Here is an 18,534-nt window from a genome sequence, read left to right on the forward strand (position 1 = left end):
TCTGACCGGTTAATGGAGGTGAACGGTCCGGTATGCGGGAATTCTTCGACCTGACCCTCGGCGGGATCTCCGCCGGCGCGGTCTACGCGGCCCTCGGGCTCGCGCTGGTCATCATCTACCGGGCCACCCGGGTGGTGAACTTCGCGCAGCCCGCCCTCGCCCTGATCTCGACGTACCTCGCGTACTCGGTGACGAAGGCGACGGGCAGCTACTGGCTGGGTTTCGCCGTCGCGATCGTGGCCGGGACCCTGCTGGGCGTCGCCACCGAACGGCTGCTGATCCGGCCGCTGCGGCACCGCTCCGAGCTGAGCTCGATCATCGTCACCCTCGGGTTGTTGCTGGTGCTGCAGGCGATCGCGGGCATGATCTGGTCCAACGAGCCGCTGGCGTTCCCGTACGCCTTCGACTTCGTCGGCCGGTTCTCCGCCAACGACCTGTTCGTGGTGCTGGTGGTGCTCGTGATCGCCGCGCTCGTGCTGGTGGTGTTCAAGTACACGCCGCTGGGCCTGCGGATGCGCGCGGCGGCGTTCGCCCCGGAGGTGGCGCGCACGCTCGGCGTGCGGGTCGGGCTGATGCTCACCGTCGGCTGGGGCCTGGCGGCGGCGGTCGGCTCGCTCGCCGGGCTGCTGGCCACTCCGCCGTTCCTCTTCCCGAACGTCCTCGACGGCGTCTTCGTCTACGCCCTCACCGCGGCGGTGCTCGGCGGCCTGGACAACCCCCTCGGCACCATCGCGGGCGGGTTCGTCCTCGGCGTCGGACTGTCCTACGTGTCCGGCTACCTCGGGCCGGAGATGGTGACGATCGCCGCGCTGGCGATCCTCGTCGTCGTGCTGATCGTGCGTCCCAGCGGGTTGTTCGGCCGCGCGAAGGTGAGGCGGGTATGACCGTGCGCACGAGTCTTCCGGAAACGCAGGTGGAGACGGCGGTGAAGAAGCGGACGCTGCCGCCGCTGCTCCGCCACCTCCTGTTCGCGCTGGCCGCGTTCGCCGTCGTCGTGGTGCTGACGCTGGTCACCGACGAGTTCACCAACCTGCGGATCGCGACGATCGGCTACTACCTGATCGCGGTCGCCGGGCTGACCCTGCTCACCGGCCTCACCGGGCAGGTTTCCCTCGGCCACGGCGCGTTCATGTTCATCGGCGCGTACACGGTGGCGCTGCTGGTGCGGCGCGTCCCGTCGTTCCCGCTGTGGGCCGACCTGCTGCTCGCTTCGGCCGCCGGCGGGCTCGCCGGGCTGCTGGCCGGGGCCGCCGCGGCCCGGCTGCGCGGCCCGTACCTCGCCGGGGCGACGCTCGCGCTGGCCGTCGGCCTGCCCGCGCTGACCCGCCGGTTCCAGGACTTCCTGGGCGGCAGCAACGGACTCAGCTTCACCGTCCACAGCAGACCGGCCGGGATCGCCGTCCCCGAGCTGCGCTGGCAGACGTGGGTCGTCTGGCTCAGCGTGCTCATCGCGCTGGTGCTCGTGGTCAACGTCGTGCGCGGCAAGCTCGGCCGGAACTTCCGGGCGGTCCGCGACGACGAGGTCGCCGCGTCGCTGAGCGGGATCGCCGTCGGCCGCACGAAGATCCTCGCGTTCCTCATCAGCGCGGTGTGCGGCGGCCTGGCCGGTGGCCTGCAGGCGTACCTGCTCGGCACCGCCGCGCCCGGCTCGTTCACGCCCGCGCTGTCGCTGAGCCTGCTGGCGGCCGTGGTGCTCGGCGGGCTGGGCTCCCTGTGGGGCGCGCTGTGGGGCGCGATCGCGCTCGTCTACTTCCAGGCCTGGTCCGAGGACCTCGCCGACGTCCTGCACCTGAACACCGACGTGGCCAACAACCTTCCGCTCGCGGTGTACGGCGTGATCCTCATCGTCGTCGTGCTCGCCTTCCCCCGCGGTGTCCAGGGCGGGTTCCAGCGGCTACGTGGACTTCTCCGTCGACCCGCCGAAAAGAAGGAGAACCATGAGAACCAGTAGGTACGGCGCGGGTTTCCTCGCTCTCGCCTTGACCCTGACCGCGTGCGGCGGTGCGGGGGAGAGCAACGGCGGCGGTCAGCAGGCCGCCGACTCGGCCGTCGGCGTCACGAAGGACACCGTCACCATCGGCACGCACCAGCCGCTGACCGGCCCGGCCGCGCCCGGGTACAGCAAGATCTCCGTCGGCGCCCGCGCGGTGTTCCAGGCGATCAACGACGGCGGCGGCATCAACGGCCGCAAGATCGACTACAAGGTCGAGGACGACGGGTACAACCCGACGAAGACCGTCGAGGTCGTCAAGAAGCTCGTCCTGCAGGACAAGGTGTTCGCGATCGTCGGCGGGCTCGGGACGCCGACGCACTCCAAGGTCGTCGACTACCTGAACACCGAGGGCGTGCCGGACCTGCTGGTGTCCTCGGGCGCGCTGGCCTGGGACAACCCGCAGAAGGCGCCGATGACCTTCGGCTACCAGCTGGACTACGCGCGTGAGGGCAAGATCCAGGGCAAGTACATCAAGGACACCTTCGCCGGCAAGAAGATCGGGTACTTCACGCAGAACGACGACATCGGCCGGGACACCCAGGCGGGGCTCGACCAGTTCATCAAGGACCAGACGGTCGCGCGGCAGGGCTACGACAGCGCCAACACCGACGTCACGCCGCAGCTGTCCGCGCTCAAGGCCGCGGGCGCCGAGGTCGTCGTCTGCGAGTGCATCCCGGCGTTCACCGCGCTGTCGATCCTGGCCGCGGCGAAGATCGGGTACAAGCCGCAGTTCGTCGTCAGCAGCATCGGCGCCGACCCGGCGACGCTGTCCGGGCTGCTGCAGGACTTCGCCAAGCGCGGCGGCGCGACCGTCTCGAGCGCGCAGCTGCTGTCCGGGCTGATCGGCACCGGCTACCTGCCCGACGTCTCGCAGACGTCCGACCCGTGGGTCGCCTACTTCAAGGGCATCCACGACAAGTACATCCCGAAGGAGCCGCTCACCAACACGCTGTTCTACGGGATGGTGCTGGGGTACACGTTCGGCCAGGCGCTGAAGGCCGCCGGGCCGGACCCGACGCGCCAGAAGATCGTCGAGGCGATGAGCTCCGGGCAGCTGAAGGGCCCGGGCCTCACGCCGTTCGGGTTCTCGAAGGACTCGCACTCCGGGTACACCGGCGGGTTCGTGTTCAAGATCAACCCGGACACCACGACGACGGTGATCCAGCCACCGTCGGTCACCGACCGGGGTACCGGGGCGATCACGCCGTACACCGGGGAACGCGCCACTCCGGAGCAGGTGAACCTGCTGGGCAAGTGAGGACCGGGTCGGTCCGCGGCGCCGCGCGGGCCGGCCCGCCCGCTCACATAGGGTGGTCTCATGACGGTCAGGGACAAGGTCGTGCGGGCGGCAGTGCGCCTGTTCGCCGACAAGGGGTTCGAGGCCACGACGGTCCGGGAGATCGTCGAAGGGGCCGGCGTCACCAAGGGTGGGCTGTACCACTACTTCGAATCCAAGGACGACCTGCTCCTGGAGATCTACACCGCGATGCTGCGGATGCAGGCGCAGCGGATGCGGACCATCGCGGAGTCGGACCTGCCGCTGCCGGAACGGCTGCACGCCATCATCGCCGACGTCGTGACGACCAGCATCGCGGACCTCGACGCGGCGACGGTGTTCTTCCAGTCGTTCCCGCTGCTGGAGAAGAGCAAGCAGAAGCAGGTGCGAGCCGAGCGCCGCCGCTACCACGAGCGCGTGCGCGACCTCGTCGCCGAGGGGCAGCGCGCGGGGGTCTTCCGCGACGACGTCCCCGCCGACCTGGTGATCAACTACCACTACGGCGCGATCCACCGGCTCCACATGTGGTACCACGCGGACGGCCCGCTGTCGGGCGAGCAGGTCGGGGAGCACTTCGCGAACCTGATGCTGCGCAGCCTCCGTCCTTAGTGGACGATCTATCGTGGTGCCATGCACATCGTGGCGGTCCTCGCGCTGGACCAGGTCGTCCCGTTCGACCTGGCGACGCCCATCGAGGTCTTCTCGCGGACGCTCCTGGGCAGCTCACCGGCCTACGAGGTCCGGATCTGCGGCCCCGCGCCGGAGCTGGACGCGGGCATGTTCACCCTGCGGCCGCCGTGGGACCTGTCCGGGTTGGCTGACGCCGACACGATCGTCGTGCCGGGCCGGGCGTCGAACCCGCCGCTGCCGCCGCCGGTGACTTCGGCTTTGCGGGCTGCCGCGGCCCGGGGCACGCGGATCGCGTCGATCTGCTCGGGAGCGTTCGTGCTGGCCGAGGCGGGCCTGCTCGACGGCCTCCGCGCGACGACCCACTGGGCGGCCGCGCCCGAGCTGGCCCGGTTGTACCCGGCGGTCGACGTCGACCCGGACGTGCTGTACGTCGACAACGGGCAGATCCTGAGCTCCGCGGGCGCGGCGGCCGGGCTGGACCTGTGCCTGCACCTGATCCGCCGCGACCACGGTTCGGCGGTGGCGGCTTCGGCGGCCCGCCTCTCGGTGATGCCCCTGGAACGCGAGGGCGGCCAGGCCCAGTTCATCGCGCACGACGCGCCGCCGACGCCGCGCGGGTCCGAGCTGGAGCCGGTGCTGGCGTGGATGGAGGAGAACTGCGCGGCGGAGCTGACGCTGTCCGGCGTCGCGGCGCAGGTGGGGATGAGCACCCGCACGTTGAACCGGCGCTTCCGCGAGCAGACGGGCACGACGCCGTTGCAGTGGCTGCTGCGGGCCCGTGTCCGGCGGGCGCAGCACCTGCTGGAGGCGACGGGCGAACCGGTGGACCGGATCGCGACGCAGGTGGGGTTCGGGTCGCCGGGGGCGTTCCGCGAGCGGTTCAAGCGGGTGGTGGGGACGAGCCCGCAGGCTTACCGGGCCAGCTTCCGGGGGCTGTGACTACCCGGCGGCGCGGAGCAGGATGTCCCGGATCGAGCCCATGCCGTACTTGTCCACCGTGCTGGAAAGTCCGGCGACTTCGCGCAGGAGTGGCTTGATGTCGACGCCCGCTGTCCCCGCTTCGGCGCAGATGTCGTTCAGCGCCAGGATTTCGTCGCGGGTGTCGCGGCCGTGGTCGCGGGCCGAAAGGTGCAGGAGCCGGGTGCGGAAGCCCGCTCCCGGGAGGTGGACCGCCCAGCGGAACGACGAGTGCCGGTCGAACAGCGCGCGGACGGCGGCCCGCGTCTCGTCGTCGCCGTGCTCGTAGCGGTCGAGCAGCGCCCGCAGTGCTTCTTCGGCTTCGGCCCGGATCCCGGCTTCGTCCACCGGCTCGGCGGCGCGCAGCTTCTCCGCCCACGCCGGGTCGGAGAGGTCGACCGGGCGCTTCACGATCGGTTCCAGGCACAGGTCCAGCCGCGCGACCGTCTCCTCGAGTTCCGCCACAGCTCACCGTAACCGGTAAGGTCGGGATCATGTCGAGCCCCGAAGCGTCCAGGGCGGGGCTGCCGGTCATCCCGGCGGCCCGGTAGCTCCCGCCTTCCCGGGCTCCCCGGGTGACCACGAAGCGTCCACCGCGTTCGTGATCCCTGGAGTTCCTTGTGTCCCGGTACTTCCTCGCCCTCGGCGTGTTCGCCATGGGCACGTCCGAATTCATGCTCGCCGGGCTGGTGCCCGGCATCGCCGCCGCGCTCGACGTCTCCGTCGTGCGGGCCGGCTACCTCACCTCGGCTTTCGCCGCCGGGATGGTCGCCGGGGCGCCGCTCATGGCCGCGCTCGCGCGGACCTGGCCGCGGCGCACCGCGCTCAAGACCTTCCTGGTCCTCTTCGTCGCCGCCCACGTCGTCGGCGCGCTTACGACGTCCTTCGCCGTCCTGCTCGCGACGCGGGTGGTCGCCGCCGTCGCCTATGCCGGCTTCCTCGCCGTCGCACTGACCGTCGCACGCCGGGGACGCGCGGTCGCCGTCCTCCTCGGGGCCACGACCCTCGCGTGCGTCGCCGGCATCCCCGGTGGGGCGCTGCTCGGCTGGCCCACGGCCGCCTGGACCGTCGCCGGGCTGTGCCTGCCGGCCTTCGCCGCGGTGTCGCGCATCGCCGACACCCCGGCCGGCGGCCGGGCCGACCTGCGGGCCGAGCTCCGGGAACTGCGCGGCTTGGCCGGCGTCCTCCTGGTCGGTGCGCTCGTCAACGCCGCGACGTTCGGCGTCTTCACCTACCTGGCGCCGATCGCCGACGGCGTCGCGCCGGTGCCGGTGGTGCTCGCCGCGTTCGGTGCCGGGTGCTTCGCCGGCATCACGGCGGCCGGACGGCTGGCCGACCGGTGGCCCGGCCGGGTCGTCGTCCTCGGTGGGTTGTTGCTGTTCGTCGGCTGGGTCGTGCTCGCCCTCGTCCCCGCGGTGCTCGTCGGCGGAGCTTTCGTGCAGGGCGCGTTGTCGTTCGCGGTGGGCGGCACGGTGATCACCCGGATCCTGCGCCTGGCCACCGGCGCCCCGACGATGGCGGGGTCGTACGCCACCGCGGCCCTGAACGCCGGCGCGACGGCGGGCCCGGTGCTCGCCGGCGCGCTGAACCCGTTCTGGGTGGCCGCGGCGCTGGTGGCGGCGGCGCTGGCGGTTCACGCCCTCCGGCGCCGGACGTAGTGGACGATCAGCAGGACAAAAGCGACCGTCGCGATCGCGCCCGCCGTGATGCGGAACGGGTCGGCCATGTCGGTGGAGGACCCGACCGCGTTGACCGCGGCGCTCACGATCAGGACCGGCCAGAGGACGAGGGGCGCCGCGGTGCGGGCGGGAGCGTTGGTGTTGGTCATGGCGGAAACGTTAGGCGCGGCCGGGAGCCGGAACGATGCCGTGCGCACCCGGATCCGGGGTGGTGCCTGCGCTACCCCGCGTCGCGGCCGAGGTAGGCGAGCACCGCCAGCACGCGGCGGTGGCCGCCGCCTTCGTCCGACGGGAGGCCGAGCTTCGCGAAGATGTTGCGGATGTGCTTGAGCACCGCGCCGTCGCTGACGACGAGCAGCTCGGCGATCGTGCCGTTGTTGTAGCCCTCGGCCATCAGCGCCAGCACCTCGCGCTCGCGCGCGGTCAACGCGTCCAGCGGGTCCTTCGCACTGCGCCGGGACATCAGCTGGCCGATGACCTCCGGGTCCATCGCCGTGCCGCCCTTCGCGACCCGCTCGAGCGCGTCGAGGAACCGCTCGACCTTGCCGACCCGCTCCTTGAGCAGGTAGCCGACCGCGCCGACGCCGTCGGCGAGCAGCTCGACCGCGTAGCTCGTCTCGACGTGGGCCGAGAGCACCAGCACCGGCAGGCCCGGGTGGATCTCGCGGGCGCGCACGGCCGCGCGCAGGCCCTCGTCGCGGTGGGTCGGCGGCATCCGGACGTCCATCACGACGGCGTCCGGCCGGTCGCCCTCGACGAAGGCGAGGAAGGCCTCGGCGTTGTCGAACGTGGCGGCGACCTCGATGCCCGCCGTCTTCAGCAGCAGCGCGAGACCTTCGCGCAGCAGCGCGTCGTCCTCGGCGATCACGACCCGCATGGCAGCTCCACTCGCAGCACGGTCGGCCCACCGGGTGGGCTGGTCAGGGTGAGGGTCCCGTCGAAGGCTTCGGCGCGGCGCCGGATCCCGGCGATCCCGCTGCCGCGCCTCTCGTCGGCGCCGCCGCGGCCGTCGTCGCGGATTTCCAGGCGCAGCAGGCTCGCCGTGCCGCCCAGCAGTATGTCCACTTGGGACGCGTCGGCGTGCTTGGTGACGTTGGCCAGCACCTCGGCGACGACGAAGTAGGCGGCGGCTTCGACGGCGGCCGGGCGGCCGGTTTCGTACTCGACGGTGACCGCCGTCGGCACCGGCGTCCGCTCGGCGAGCGCGCGCACCGCGCCGGCGAGACCGCGTTCGCTCAGCAGCGGCGGGTAGATGCTGCGCACGACCGTCCGCAGCTCGGCGAGCGCGTCGGTCGCGGTGTCCTGCGCCTTGACCAGCAGGTCGCGCACCGTGTCCGGGTCGCGGTCGTAGAGCTGACCGGCGATGCCCAGTTGCAGGACGACGGCGGCGATCCGGGCCTGGGTGCCGTCGTGCAGGTCACGCTCGATGCGGCGCAGCTCGGCACCGTGCGCCTCCAGCGCCGCCGCCCGCGTCGCGGTCAGTTCCGCGACCCGGTCGGCCAGGACGACGCCGGGGGCCGGCCGCAGCAGCTTCTGCGCGGTGCGGGCCTGCCAGCGCGCGGTGCGGGGCAGCAGGAGCGTCGCCGCGGCCATTCCCGCGGCGACCAGGAAGTCCAGTCCCGCGCTCGGCCACGAATTCACCATGATGCCGAGCGAGCCCTCGACGCCGCCGGGCACCAGCGGCCAGATCAAGACCGTGACGACCTGCTGGACCGCGCCGAGCGGCAGGCCGAACGCCAGGCTGCCGAGGATCAGTCCGGTCGCCGCGTGGATCGCGAGCCACGCGAGGTCGCGGCGCGTCGCCGGGTCCTTCAGCGGCGAGCCGTCCCGGTACGGCTCGGGGATGGCCTCGCCGAGCTTGCGCGCCGCGCGCCGCCGGTCGACCCGGACCGGCCACCGCGACAGCTTGATCGCCGGGGCCAGCGACGGGATGCCGACGCCGAACGGGCACAGCAGCAGGACAGCGAAGAGCCCGGCGAGGGCGAAGATCGACAACAGCGACGTGCCGGCGCCGACCACGAGGTAACGAGCCGCCGACCAGCACTCGCGCAGGCGGGTCGTCACGCCGACAGTGTCCCACCCCACCCCGGTGGTGGTGCTGGCGCTACCCCGGATCCACCCCTCCACGGGATCGAAGCCGAGGCCCCGCCGCCCTAGTTTTCCTTACAGAGAACGAAGGGGATCACGATGACGACAGCGAATGCGCTGGAACTGGCCGGGGTGCGGAAGGTGTACGGCTCCGGTGACGGCGCCGTCACCGCGCTCGACGGCGTGACGGCGGACGTGCGGCGGGGGACGTTCACCGCCGTGATGGGCCCGTCGGGCTCGGGCAAGAGCACCTTCCTGCACTGCGCGGCCGGCCTGGACCGGCCGACCTCGGGGAAGGTGCTGCTCGGCGGCACCGAGATCGGGCGGCTGAAGGAGAACGAGCTGACCCGGCTGCGGCGCACCCGCGTCGGGTTCGTGTTCCAGGCCTACAACCTGCTGCCGTCGCTGAACGTGCTGCAGAACATCACGCTGCCGCTGCGGCTGGCCGGCACCAAGCCGGACCCGCAGTGGCTGCGCGAAATCGTCGAAGGCGTCGGGATGGCGAAGCGGCTGGAGCACCGCCCGGCGGAGCTGTCCGGCGGGCAGCAGCAGCGCGTCGCGATCGCCCGGGCGCTCATCGCCCGGCCCGACGTCGTGCTGGCCGACGAGCCGACCGGCGCGCTCGACACCCGCACCGCGCGCCAGGTCCTCGACCTGCTCCGCGCCGTCGTCGACGGCATGGGCCAGACCGTGCTGATGGTGACCCACGACCCGGTCGCCGCCTCGGCCGCCCACGGCGTGCTGTTCCTCGCCGACGGCCGGCTGGCCGGGCACCTCCCGCACCCCACGCCCGAGCGCGTGGCGGAGCGCATGACGCACCTCGGGGAGTGGTGACCGTGCTGTCACTGGCCTGGCAGACGATCCGGACGCGGCTCGGCGGGTTCGCCGGCGCGTTCATCGCGATCCTGTGCGGCACCGCCCTGGTGGCGGGCTGCGGGGTCCTCATGGAGTCCGGCCTGCGCGCCGGCGTCCCCACCCAGCGTTACGCCGCCGCGGCGGTCGTCGTCGGCGGTGCCCAGAGCGTGCGGCCCCCGGGGGCCGACGCGCTGTCGTCCGAGCAGGTCGGCGAGCAGCCGTCGGTGCCTTCTGAGCTGGCTGGGCGGATCGCCTCGGTGCCCGGCGTCCGCGCGGCGGTGGCCGAGCAGAGCTTCCCGGCCCAGGTCGTGACGGCGTCCGGCGAGGTGCTCGGCGGCGCGCAGTCGCTCGGCCACAACTGGGATGCGGCCGTGCTGGCGCCGTTCACGCTGCGCTCCGGTGCGGAGCCCACGGCTCCCGGCGACGTCGTCTTGGACGCCGACCTGGCCCGGCGCGCCGGCGTGGACGTCGGCGGGCAGGTGCGGATCGCGACCCGGTCGGTACCGATGACGTTCCGGGTCAGCGGCGTAGTCGACAGCCTGTCGCGGCAGTCGGCGCTGTTCTTCACGCCGCAGCGGGCCGCGGAGCTGACCGCGCAGCCCGGCCGGGCCCACGCGATCGGCGTCCTGGCCGCCCCCGGGGTGGCGCCGGAGACGCTCGCCGAACGGATCGGCGCGGTCGTGGACGGCGCCGAGGTCACGACCGGTGTCGAGCGCAGCACGATCGAGTTCCTCGACGTCAGCCAGACGCGGCTGCTGCTGCTCACCATCGCCGGCTCGTTCGGCGGGTTCGCCCTGCTCGTGGCCGTGTTCGTGGTGGCGAGCACGCTCGCGCTGACGATCAACCAGCGGCGCCGGGAGTTCGCGCTGCTGCGGGCGGTCGCCGCGACGCCGAAGCAGATCCGCAAGCTCATCGGCATCGAAACGACGCTGGTCGCGCTCGTCGCCGGGGTGCTCGGCGGCGCTTCGGGCCTCGCGGTGGCGTCGGGGCTGCGGGACGCGTTCGCGGCGATCGGCGTGATCCCGGCCGACTTCGAGCTGGCGATCAGCCCGCTGCCGCCGCTCGCCGCGCTGCTGCTCGGCCTGGGCGCGGCCCGGCTGGCGGCGTGGGCGGCGTCGCGGCGGCCGTCGATGATCCGGCCGGTCGAGGCGCTCGGCGAGGCGGCGGTCGAACGCCGTGAGCTGGGCCGGGTCCGCCTGCTCACCGGCTGGGCGCTCGTCCTCGTGGGCCTCGGGGGCGCGATGGTGCCGCTGTTCCTGCGCGGCGACATCGGGACCGCGATCTCGACGATGGCGACGCTGGTCGTCGTCATCGGGCTGGCGGTGGTCGGCCCGCAGGTGACCGGGCTGGTGACGCGCGTGCTCGCACCGGTGCTGGGGCGGGTCTGGCGGATCAGCGGGTACCTGGCCGGCGCGAACGCCCAGGCCAACACCCGCAGGCTGGCGGCGGCGGTGACCCCGCTGATGCTGTCGGTGGCGTTCGCGCTGGCGACATTCTACAGCCAGACGTCGTCGACGGCGGCCGCGGCGGAGGAGACGGCCCGCTCGACGACGGCCGACTACGTGCTGAGCGGCCCGGCGGGGGTTTCGCCGGAGGTCGCCGCGGCGCTGGCCAGGGTGCCGGGGGTCGCGACGGCGACACCGGTGGTGCGGACGTCGGTGATCACGGTGTCGTCGATGGGCGACAGCGTGGACGTCCAGCGCAAGCCCGCCCAGGGCCTGGCGGGAGATCAGACCCGCGGAGCACTGGAGCTGGGCGTCGACTCGGGGCGGCTCGCGGACCTGGCCGGCGACACGGTGGCGTTGAGCCGATCGGAGGCCGACTGGCTGGACAAGAAGCTGGGCGACGAGGTGACGTTCTACTTCGGCGACGGCGCCCCGGCGAAGCTGCGCCTGGTGGCGACGTACACGCACGACCTGGCGTTCGGCGACTTCGTGCTGCCGGTGGCCCTGGCCCGCGAACACAACGGCGGCCGCCTGGACGATTCGGTGCTGGTCCGCCGTTCCCCCGACGCGGATCCCACGGCGGTCGCGGCGGCGTTGCGTTCGTTGCCCTACCCGGGCTTGACGGTGGCTCCGTCGATGTCGGCCCCGGAGGGCGGAGAGCGGCAGGCGCAGTTCTACCTGAACCTGGTGGCGGTGGGCGTGATCGTCGGGTACCTGGCGATCTCGGTGGCCAACACGCTGGTCCTGACGACGGCCCAGCGGTCCCGCGAGTTCGCGCTGCTGCGGCTGATCGGGACAACCCGCCGCCAGGTGACCCGCATGATGCGGCTCGAGGCGTTGGTGACGGTGGGGACCGCGGTGGTGGTGGGGACTGTGGTCGCGGTGGTGCCGTTGGGTTTGCTGAACGCGGGGCTGCGAGGGAGCCCGGTGCCGTCCGGACCCTGGTCCGTCTACTTCGGAATCATCGGCGGCGCGGTGCTGTTGGGGCTGCTGGCGATGGGGCTGTCGACGTGGGTGGCCCTGCGGGCCCGCCCCATCGACGCGATCGGTTTGAGGGAGTAGCGCGGTGCGGGTGAGCCGGGTCCGGCTCACCCGCACCGGTTTCAGCAGGCGGCGCCGGTGTCTTCGCCCCTTGATCTCGGTGGCCGCGGCCGGGAATTCCCTAATCCGGCGGCCACAACCCCAGCCTGGTGAACTGCTCCCGGACGTGCTCCCGCACCGGGTCGCCGACGTCGGCGACGAGCGCGATCGTCTGGCGGGACTCGTTCCACGCCTCGACCTGCCGGCCGGTCGCGGCCAGCGACCGCACCAACGCCACCAGCGCGCGGACGACCGGGACGTGGTCGGAACGGGAGACGCCGAGGGCCTTCCGGGCGAACAGCAGGACGTCACCGTGCTCTTCGGCGTCGCAGGCGGCCTCGCTCAGTTCGACCAGCGCGGCGAGCGTCTGCTCGTGGCCGGCCGGGTACCGCTCGTGCAGCTCGACGGCTTCGGTGAGCTGCCGGATGGCCTCCGAGGTCCGGCCGGCGCGGCGGTTCAGCAGGCCGAGCTCCAGCGCCATCGCGGCGTGGCGCCGGTGGTCGCCCAGCTCGGCGTAGAGCATCTTCGCGTGCGACAGGTGCGTCTCCGCTTCTTCGACCTCGTCCCGAAGACGCAGGTGCGTGCCCAGGGCACCGTGAGCCGCGGCGCACTGGGCCGGCTCGTTCAGGTTGTGCTGGATTTCGAGGGCCTGGCGCAGGCAGGATTCGGCGCGCGTCCGGTCGCCGGAGTCTTCCGCGTGGCGGGCGAGCAGCAAGAGGACTTCGGAGCGGTCACGGCTGTTGCCGGTGTTGCCGAAGATCGCGCTCGCCAGCTCGAGGGACTCCTCGGTCTTCTCCGGATCGCCGAGGGCGTGGTGGATCCGCGCCAGGCTGGTCCAAGCCTGCCCCTCGGCGTCCAGGTCGTTTTCGGCCCGGGTGGCGAGCAGGACCGCCTGAACGGCCTCGCGCCATTCGGACGCGGTGTCGCCGACGCTCAGGTGGGGCCGCACCAGCCGGAGCAACGTCACCGCCCGGGACAGGTTGCCGTCCGCCGCACGGCGGATCGCGGCGCACAGGCTCGGCTCCTCGTCGGCCAGGAAGGCTTCCGCCGCCGCGAAATCGGGGAGCCGTCCGGCCTGGGGCAGCTCGGCCGTGCGCCGCAAGGCGGGCGCCAGGACTTCGGCGGCGTCCGTGACCCGGGAGATGTACCAGTCGAGGAGCCGCGCCTCGGCCTGCCGCCGATCGGCGGGGGAGTCGTGGGCGAGCGCGAGCCGTTCGCCGGCCGCGCGGGTGAGAGCGTCCATCCGGTACCGGCCGTCTTCCCGGGCGACCAGGTACAGGGAGCCGAGCGCGGTGATCGCGCCGCGGGAGGTCTCGTCGTCAGTCCCGTCGAGCGCGCGGATCCCGTCCGGGGAGAGGCCGGGGCCGACGTGGAGCGCGAGCAGCCGGAAGAGCCGGGCGGCCGGCGGATCCAGGGCGCGGTAGGACCACAGCACCGAGGTCAGGATCGTCCCCGACGCCAGTTCGCCGGCCAGCAGGAGTTCGGCCGGGCTGGGCGCGCCGCCGGGCAGGAGCTCGGCGAGCGTGCGGACGGCCTGCGGGCTGCCGCCCGTCAACGCGAGCGCCGCCGCCGGATCGGGTGGCTCGGCCGGGGAGTCGCGGAGCAGGCTTTCGAGCAGGGGAGCGATCTCGGCTTCGGTGAAGGGGCCGACTTCCAGCCGGTAGGCGCCGTGGTGGGTCACGAGGTCGCTCAGCCGATGCCGGCTGGTCACGACGACGACGGAGTGCGCGCTGCCCGGCAGCAGGGGTACGACCTGCCCGGAATCCTTTGCGTTGTCGAGGAAGAACAGCACCCGGCGGTCGTCGAGCAGAGTCCGCAGCATCCCGGCGCGGGCGCTCAGGCTCGCGGGTACGGCGGTGACGCCGAGCGCGTCGAGGAATTCGGCGAGCACGTCGGCGGGGTCGCGGGGCGGGCCGGTGGCGTACCCGGAAAGGTCGGCGTGCAGCTGGCCGTGCGGGAACCGCTCTCGGACGGCGTGCGCCCAGTGCAGCCCCAGCTCCGTCTTGCCGACGCCGGCGGGCCCGGTGATTGCGATGATGAGGGTCGCGGGCGGGCCGCCGACCCGCGAGCGCAGGAACAGCGCGTTCAGCCGGCCGAGGTCTTCGTCGCGGTCGACGAACTGGCTGACCGTCGACGGCAGCTGGGCGGGCGGCAGCGCGCGGAGGGCCGCCTGCGTGCGGTGCAGGTCGTCCGGCGCGAGCGAATCCCGTGCCTGCAGCAGCCGCTGGTGCAGTTCCTGCAGCTCGCGCGAGGGGCCGGTGCCGAACGACCGGACCGACCGGTCGTAGACCTGTTTCCAGTAGGCGTCGAAGACCTCGTAGCGCCCGAGCCCGTTCAACGCGGTGAGCCGCTGCGCGATGTACTCGGGGTCGAGCTCGTGGTCGACCATGGCTTCGTCGAGGATCCTCAGCACCTCGCGGTAGTTGCGACGGTCGAGCTCGACGGCGCACAGGGCCTGGTAGGCGGCGACCCGGTCGTAGAGGTCGAGGTCTTCCCGTTTCTGCTCCATCCAGACGGTACCGAGGTCTTCGATCACGGGTCCGCGCCAGAGCGCCATCGCCTCCCGGAGGGCGTTGGCGGCATCGTCGAGCCGCCCTGCTTCGCGCGCCTTCTCGCCGTCGCTGATCAGCGCCTTGAAGCGCGCGAAGTCGACGTCGTCGTCCCCGGGCAGGAACTGGTAGCCGGCGCGCTGGGTGACGATGTGCGCGGAAACCCCGAAGCGGCGCAGGCACGCCCGCAGCCGGCTGACGTAGGTCTGGAGGTCGTTCCTGGCGTGCTCGGGCGGGTTGTCGTCCCAGAGTGCTTCGGTGACGGTCCGGACGGTGACGACCTTGCCGTGGTTGAGCATCAGCACGCCCAGCAGCGAACGTTCCTTGGCCCGCCCGAGCGCGACCTTCCGGTCGCCGAGGAGGAGCTCCACAGGCCCCAGGATCCGGAATTCCATCGGGTTTCCCGTCCACCCCCGGCCGGTCTGCCTGACCAGCACCGTAACCCGGCAACCGGCGGGTTTCAGCGCAGGTCGAGCGGCTGTCAAGGTTTTGTCCAGCAAGCGGCAAGCGAAGTGTCCACCGGGGGAGTTCACGATCTCGTCATGTCGTGGACGGAAGTGTGGCGGTGGCTTCGGGGGAGTTCGCCGCCTTCGGTTGCCGAGCCGGTGGCGGATCCGGTGCACCACACCATTCTCGCGGTCGGGATCGACGGTTTCTCGTCTTTCGACCGGACGAACCTGCACCGGCTGGCGCAGCGGGAGGGGCTGTACCGCGCATTCCAGCGGGCTCTGGCGGAGAGCGGTGTCGCGTGGGATCACTGCCACCAAGCGGACTTCGGCGAAGGGGTGCTCCTGCTGGTTCCCGCGGGCTATCCGAAGGCGGTGTTCAGCGAGCTGGTCCCGGACGCTTTGACGAGATCCGTGGCCGACCACAACAGTACTCATCGGCCACCGGAGCGCATCCGGCTCCGCATGGTGCTCCACGCGGGAGAAGTGAGTTATGACGGTTACGGCACGACGGGATCGGCGATCGTGCACGCGTTCCGACTGCTCAATTCCGTGGTGCTGAGGAAGAGGCTGGCCTGGTCGGACAGCGATCTCGCGGTGATCGCCTCGGGGTGGTACCACGACGAGATCATCCGCCACAGCCCGTCGAGCGGGTGTTACGAGCCGGTGGTGGTCCAGGAGAAGGAAACCACGACACGAGCTTGGATTCGGTTGGTCGGGTCGGCGGAGCCGGACTATCGCGCTCTCGGGTGAGGGGCCCTGCAGTTACCCCTCACCTGATCAAAGGCCCGACATCGAACCATCCTCCGGCGAGATCAGCTGGAGAAAAGATGTCCAGGCAGTGGCCGAAAACTCGATGACCGGTTGACCGGGCCGGCGGTCCTTGGTGTCACGGACCAGGGCTGCGTCCGTCGTCAGCCGAGTCTCGACGCAGCTGCCACCCGCGTTGGAATAACTGCTCTTGAACCATCCGTCGCGACGGGACACGGGCGCAGGGGAGAAGTCTTCAGTCAACTGTGCCTCAAAGTTCTTTCAAATGGTCATGAATGGCCTGCAGGGTTTCGTGACGAGGCTGCGCACGCCCATACGCGTCCTCGTAGGTGGTGGCGATGTTCCGGATCTGCAGCGGATCGTCGATGATCCCCCAGGCAGTCACGGTCTCTTGCCAGGCCAAAGTGGGGAGCCGGGGGTTGCCGAACTCGATGAGGTGCACGGTCGCGGCACCGAAGAGTCCGCACGCGGTGGTGGTGAACGGAATCACGCGAACGTCGAGCTTCTGCGGATGATTCTCGATCAGCTCGGTCAGGTGCACGAGCTGTTGCCTGAGCACCGCCCGCCCACCGATCTGCTGCCGCAGGGCGGCTTCGCTGATGATGGCGGTCAAGATGAAGGGATCGGTCGCGTCCGCGATCCGGGCCTGACGACGTTGCCGGGCTTCGACGCGCTGGTCGACCTCGACCCGGGGCAGCGTCACCGCGGGCGTCATGATCGCCCGGATGTAGTCGGCGGTCTGCAGGAGCCCGGGGATGAGCAGGCTTTCGTAGTCCCTGACCGCGCGGGCTCCCTGCTCGAGACCGAACAGGCGCTGGACGTCGGCGTCGAAGAGCGCTGAGTAGCTCGACCACCAGCCCCGTTCCTTGGCTGCGGTGCGCAGCGCCAGGAGCTCGGCTTTTTCCTCGTCATCGAACTCGAAGAGGTCGAGGACCCGGGCCAGGGCTTCCGGAGAGAGCATCTTGCGCTCGTTCTCCACGGCGGACCAGTAGTTGCGCGTGAACCCCAGAGCCTCGGTGATCGTCTTGACTTCGATGCTCAGCCGTTCCCGCTGCCGTTTCAGGCGCAGGGCGAGTTCCCACGATGCGACGACGGGCGACGACGGCGCGCTCATTTCGGGGACAGTCCTCCGCACTGGTTACGGTAACCAAACTGTATTCAGTTGCGGAGACCCGACGCCACCGGGTTCAGCTAACCTACTGGTAACACTTCTCATCGGGGACGCGACCCGCCGAGGGTGAGCACCCCGAACGGATGAATGCCATGGCAGAGCCCCAGGCGCGACCCAGTGGACGGACCCGCAGGGCCCGCCCACGGTCGGCGGCCCTGCCGGGGGCGATCGGGGTCGCTCCGGCGAGGCCGTCGGCCGACGAGGTCGACTGGCGGGGCAGCGTCGAGCTGAACACGGCGCACTGCACCATCGTCGTGATCGACGTCGAGGGCTTCGGGCGCTACTCCCGGACGAACCCGAACAAGATCAGGATCCGCCGCGGAATGTACCGCGCACTTGAGCGTGCCTTCGCCGCGGCCGGCATCCCGTGGGGCGTCTGCCAGTACTCGGACCTGGGTGACGGTGTGCTCGTGCTGGGCCCGGCCGCCGTCTCCAAGACGCCCTTCGCCGAGCGGCTCCCCGGTGCGCTCGCCGAAGAGCTGGCGTGGCACAACGGCGCGCACCCGCAGCAGGAGCACATCCGGCTGCGGCTCGCGTTGCACGCCGGTGAGGTGACCTACGACGCCCACGGCGTCACCGGCTCCTCCATCCTCGACGCGCAACGGCTCGTGGACGCGCCCGCGCTCAAGCGCGCCTTGGCGGGCACCTCGGCGGTGCTGGCCACGATCGCGTCTTCCTGGTTCTACGAGGAAGTCGTGCGGCAGAGCGAGGGAGGGGACGCCGGTGACTACCGCCCGGTCGACGTCGTGGGAGACGACTTTCCCGTCTCCGCTTGGGTTCGGCTGCTCTTCGCGTCCGCGCCGCGCCGGTGAGCGCTGATCAGGACGCGGCTCGGTTAAGGGAAAGCCTTCCGTAGTCCCGAAACTTTCCGAAAGTTATTGCCCCACCGAACACCCCGAACGCATGCTTTCGCCATCCCAGCCTCAATGAGGAGGAAGCATGCTCACCAAGATCAGGGTGTTCGCCGGTGGGACCGTTCTTGCGCTCATCGCCGCGCTCGTTCCCGGGGTGGCCCGGGCCGATACCGTCATCACCACCAGCCAGACCGGGAACAACGGTGGCTACTACTACTCCTTCTGGACCGACGGCGGCGGCTCCGTCCAGATGACGCTCGGCTCCGGCGGGAACTACCGGATGAACTGGAGCAACGTCGGGAACTTCGTCGGTGGCAAGGGGTGGAGCAACGGGAGCCGGCGGACCGTGAACTACTCCGGCAGCTTCAACCCCTCCGGCAACGGCTATCTCGCCCTCTACGGCTGGACCTCCAACCCGCTCGTCGAGTACTACATCGTCGACAACTGGGGCACCTACCGGCCCACCGGCACCTACAAGGGCACCGTCACCAGCGATGGTGGCACCTACGACATCTACCAGACCACCCGCTACAACGCGCCGTCCGTCGAAGGTACCAAGACCTTCAACCAGTACTGGTCCGTGCGGCAGCAGAAGAAGACCGGCGGGACCATCACCACCGGGAACCACTTCGACGCCTGGGCGCGCTACGGCATGCGCATGGGCAGCTTCAACTACTACATGATCCTCGCCACCGAGGGCTATCAGAGCAGCGGCAACTCCAACATCTCGGTGGGCTGAC

The 18,534-nt window shown here is 71.3% G+C and carries 18 protein-coding genes; 11 read left to right on the top strand and 7 right to left on the bottom strand.

The annotated features are described in order from the left end of the window. Positions 1-32 precede the first annotated feature (32 nt). The 5 genes from ABZ342_RS15755 to ABZ342_RS15775 are packed head-to-tail and all read left to right on the top strand — an operon-like array spanning position 33 to position 4,838. Entirely contained in the window at positions 33-884 is an 852-nt protein-coding gene (locus tag ABZ342_RS15755) for a branched-chain amino acid ABC transporter permease (RefSeq protein WP_155544722.1), read from the top strand. Beyond that, positions 881-1,951, top strand: coding sequence for a branched-chain amino acid ABC transporter permease (locus ABZ342_RS15760; protein WP_360473312.1), 1,071 nt, complete (start codon positions 881-883; stop codon positions 1,949-1,951). Before ABZ342_RS15755 ends, ABZ342_RS15760 begins: the two co-directional genes overlap by 4 nt. Next, positions 1,938-3,251, top strand: coding sequence for an ABC transporter substrate-binding protein (locus ABZ342_RS15765; protein ID WP_360473314.1), 1,314 nt, complete (start codon positions 1,938-1,940; stop codon positions 3,249-3,251). Before ABZ342_RS15760 ends, ABZ342_RS15765 begins: the two co-directional genes overlap by 14 nt. 60 nt (positions 3,252-3,311) lie before the next feature. Beyond that, positions 3,312-3,878 carry a TetR/AcrR family transcriptional regulator gene (locus ABZ342_RS15770; RefSeq protein ID WP_360473316.1) on the top strand — a complete coding sequence of 189 codons (567 nt, stop codon included), beginning with the start codon at positions 3,312-3,314 and terminating at the stop codon, positions 3,876-3,878. A gap of 21 nt (positions 3,879-3,899) precedes the next feature. Next, the gene (locus ABZ342_RS15775; protein WP_360473318.1) at positions 3,900-4,838 is read left to right on the top strand and encodes a helix-turn-helix domain-containing protein; all 939 of its coding nucleotides are present in this window, start codon (positions 3,900-3,902) and stop codon (positions 4,836-4,838) included. Here the strand turns inward: ABZ342_RS15775 and ABZ342_RS15780 are convergent, their stop codons facing one another. Then, complete coding sequence (locus ABZ342_RS15780) at positions 4,839-5,321, bottom strand: hypothetical protein (protein WP_360473320.1); 483 nt, start codon at positions 5,319-5,321, stop codon at positions 4,839-4,841. A 155-nt stretch (positions 5,322-5,476) separates the two neighbouring features. On the opposite strand from ABZ342_RS15780, the gene ABZ342_RS15785 reads away from it, so the two are divergent. Next, complete coding sequence (locus ABZ342_RS15785; RefSeq protein ID WP_360473322.1) at positions 5,477-6,514, top strand: MFS transporter; 1,038 nt, start codon at positions 5,477-5,479, stop codon at positions 6,512-6,514. Here the strand turns inward: ABZ342_RS15785 and ABZ342_RS15790 are convergent. The 3 genes from ABZ342_RS15790 to ABZ342_RS15800 all read right to left on the bottom strand — a co-directional run bounded on the left by ABZ342_RS15790 (position 6,490) and on the right by ABZ342_RS15800 (position 8,599). Beyond that, positions 6,490-6,684 carry a hypothetical protein gene (locus tag ABZ342_RS15790; protein WP_360473324.1) on the bottom strand — a complete coding sequence of 65 codons (195 nt, stop codon included), beginning with the start codon at positions 6,682-6,684 and terminating at the stop codon, positions 6,490-6,492. The genes ABZ342_RS15785 and ABZ342_RS15790 overlap by 25 nt on opposite strands. Before the next feature lie 71 nt (positions 6,685-6,755). Further along, complete coding sequence (locus tag ABZ342_RS15795; protein WP_155544728.1) at positions 6,756-7,412, bottom strand: response regulator transcription factor; 657 nt, start codon at positions 7,410-7,412, stop codon at positions 6,756-6,758. Beyond that, positions 7,400-8,599 carry a sensor histidine kinase gene (locus ABZ342_RS15800; protein WP_360473326.1) on the bottom strand — a complete coding sequence of 400 codons (1,200 nt, stop codon included), beginning with the start codon at positions 8,597-8,599 and terminating at the stop codon, positions 7,400-7,402. The genes ABZ342_RS15795 and ABZ342_RS15800 overlap by 13 nt, the downstream gene beginning before the upstream one ends. A 117-nt stretch (positions 8,600-8,716) precedes the next feature. Between ABZ342_RS15800 and ABZ342_RS15805 the strand changes: the two genes are divergently transcribed. Together ABZ342_RS15805 and ABZ342_RS15810 are read left to right on the top strand one after the other, a co-directional pair. Beyond that, a complete protein-coding gene (locus tag ABZ342_RS15805) occupies positions 8,717-9,457 on the top strand; it encodes an ABC transporter ATP-binding protein (protein WP_155544730.1) in 741 nt (246 codons plus the stop codon). 2 nt (positions 9,458-9,459) lie between these two features. Next, complete coding sequence (locus ABZ342_RS15810) at positions 9,460-11,985, top strand: ABC transporter permease (protein WP_360473415.1); 2,526 nt, start codon at positions 9,460-9,462, stop codon at positions 11,983-11,985. Positions 11,986-12,085: 100 nt separating this feature from the next. Here ABZ342_RS15810 and ABZ342_RS15815 read toward each other — a convergent pair whose 3' ends face one another. Beyond that, entirely contained in the window at positions 12,086-14,947 is a 2,862-nt protein-coding gene (locus tag ABZ342_RS15815) for a BTAD domain-containing putative transcriptional regulator (protein WP_360473328.1), read from the bottom strand. Between the two features lie 210 nt (positions 14,948-15,157). On the opposite strand from ABZ342_RS15815, the gene ABZ342_RS15820 reads away from it, so the two are divergent. After that, positions 15,158-15,751: a hypothetical protein gene (locus tag ABZ342_RS15820; RefSeq protein WP_360473330.1), complete on the top strand. Its 594-nt coding sequence runs from the start codon at positions 15,158-15,160 to the stop codon at positions 15,749-15,751. A gap of 27 nt (positions 15,752-15,778) precedes the next feature. Here ABZ342_RS15820 and ABZ342_RS15825 read toward each other — a convergent pair whose 3' ends face one another. After that, positions 15,779-15,985 (bottom strand): DUF397 domain-containing protein, encoded by a 207-nt coding sequence (locus ABZ342_RS15825; RefSeq protein ID WP_360473332.1) that lies wholly within the window; start codon positions 15,983-15,985, stop codon positions 15,779-15,781. 34 nt (positions 15,986-16,019) lie between these two features. Further along, positions 16,020-16,883 (bottom strand): helix-turn-helix transcriptional regulator, encoded by an 864-nt coding sequence (locus ABZ342_RS15830; protein WP_360473334.1) that lies wholly within the window; start codon positions 16,881-16,883, stop codon positions 16,020-16,022. Positions 16,884-17,032: 149 nt separating this feature from the next. Here ABZ342_RS15830 and ABZ342_RS15835 point away from each other — a divergent pair, with 149 nt between their 5' ends. Both ABZ342_RS15835 and ABZ342_RS15840 read left to right on the top strand, forming a co-directional pair. Further along, a complete protein-coding gene (locus ABZ342_RS15835; protein WP_360473336.1) occupies positions 17,033-17,752 on the top strand; it encodes a hypothetical protein in 720 nt (239 codons plus the stop codon). A gap of 127 nt (positions 17,753-17,879) precedes the next feature. Further along, positions 17,880-18,533 (top strand): glycoside hydrolase family 11 protein, encoded by a 654-nt coding sequence (locus ABZ342_RS15840; protein ID WP_155544738.1) that lies wholly within the window; start codon positions 17,880-17,882, stop codon positions 18,531-18,533. The last annotated feature ends 1 nt before the right edge of the window (position 18,534 follow it).

The organism is Amycolatopsis sp. NPDC005961 (genome assembly GCF_040629235.1).
In the GTDB taxonomy this organism is placed as follows: domain Bacteria; phylum Actinomycetota; class Actinomycetes; order Mycobacteriales; family Pseudonocardiaceae; genus Amycolatopsis; species Amycolatopsis camponoti.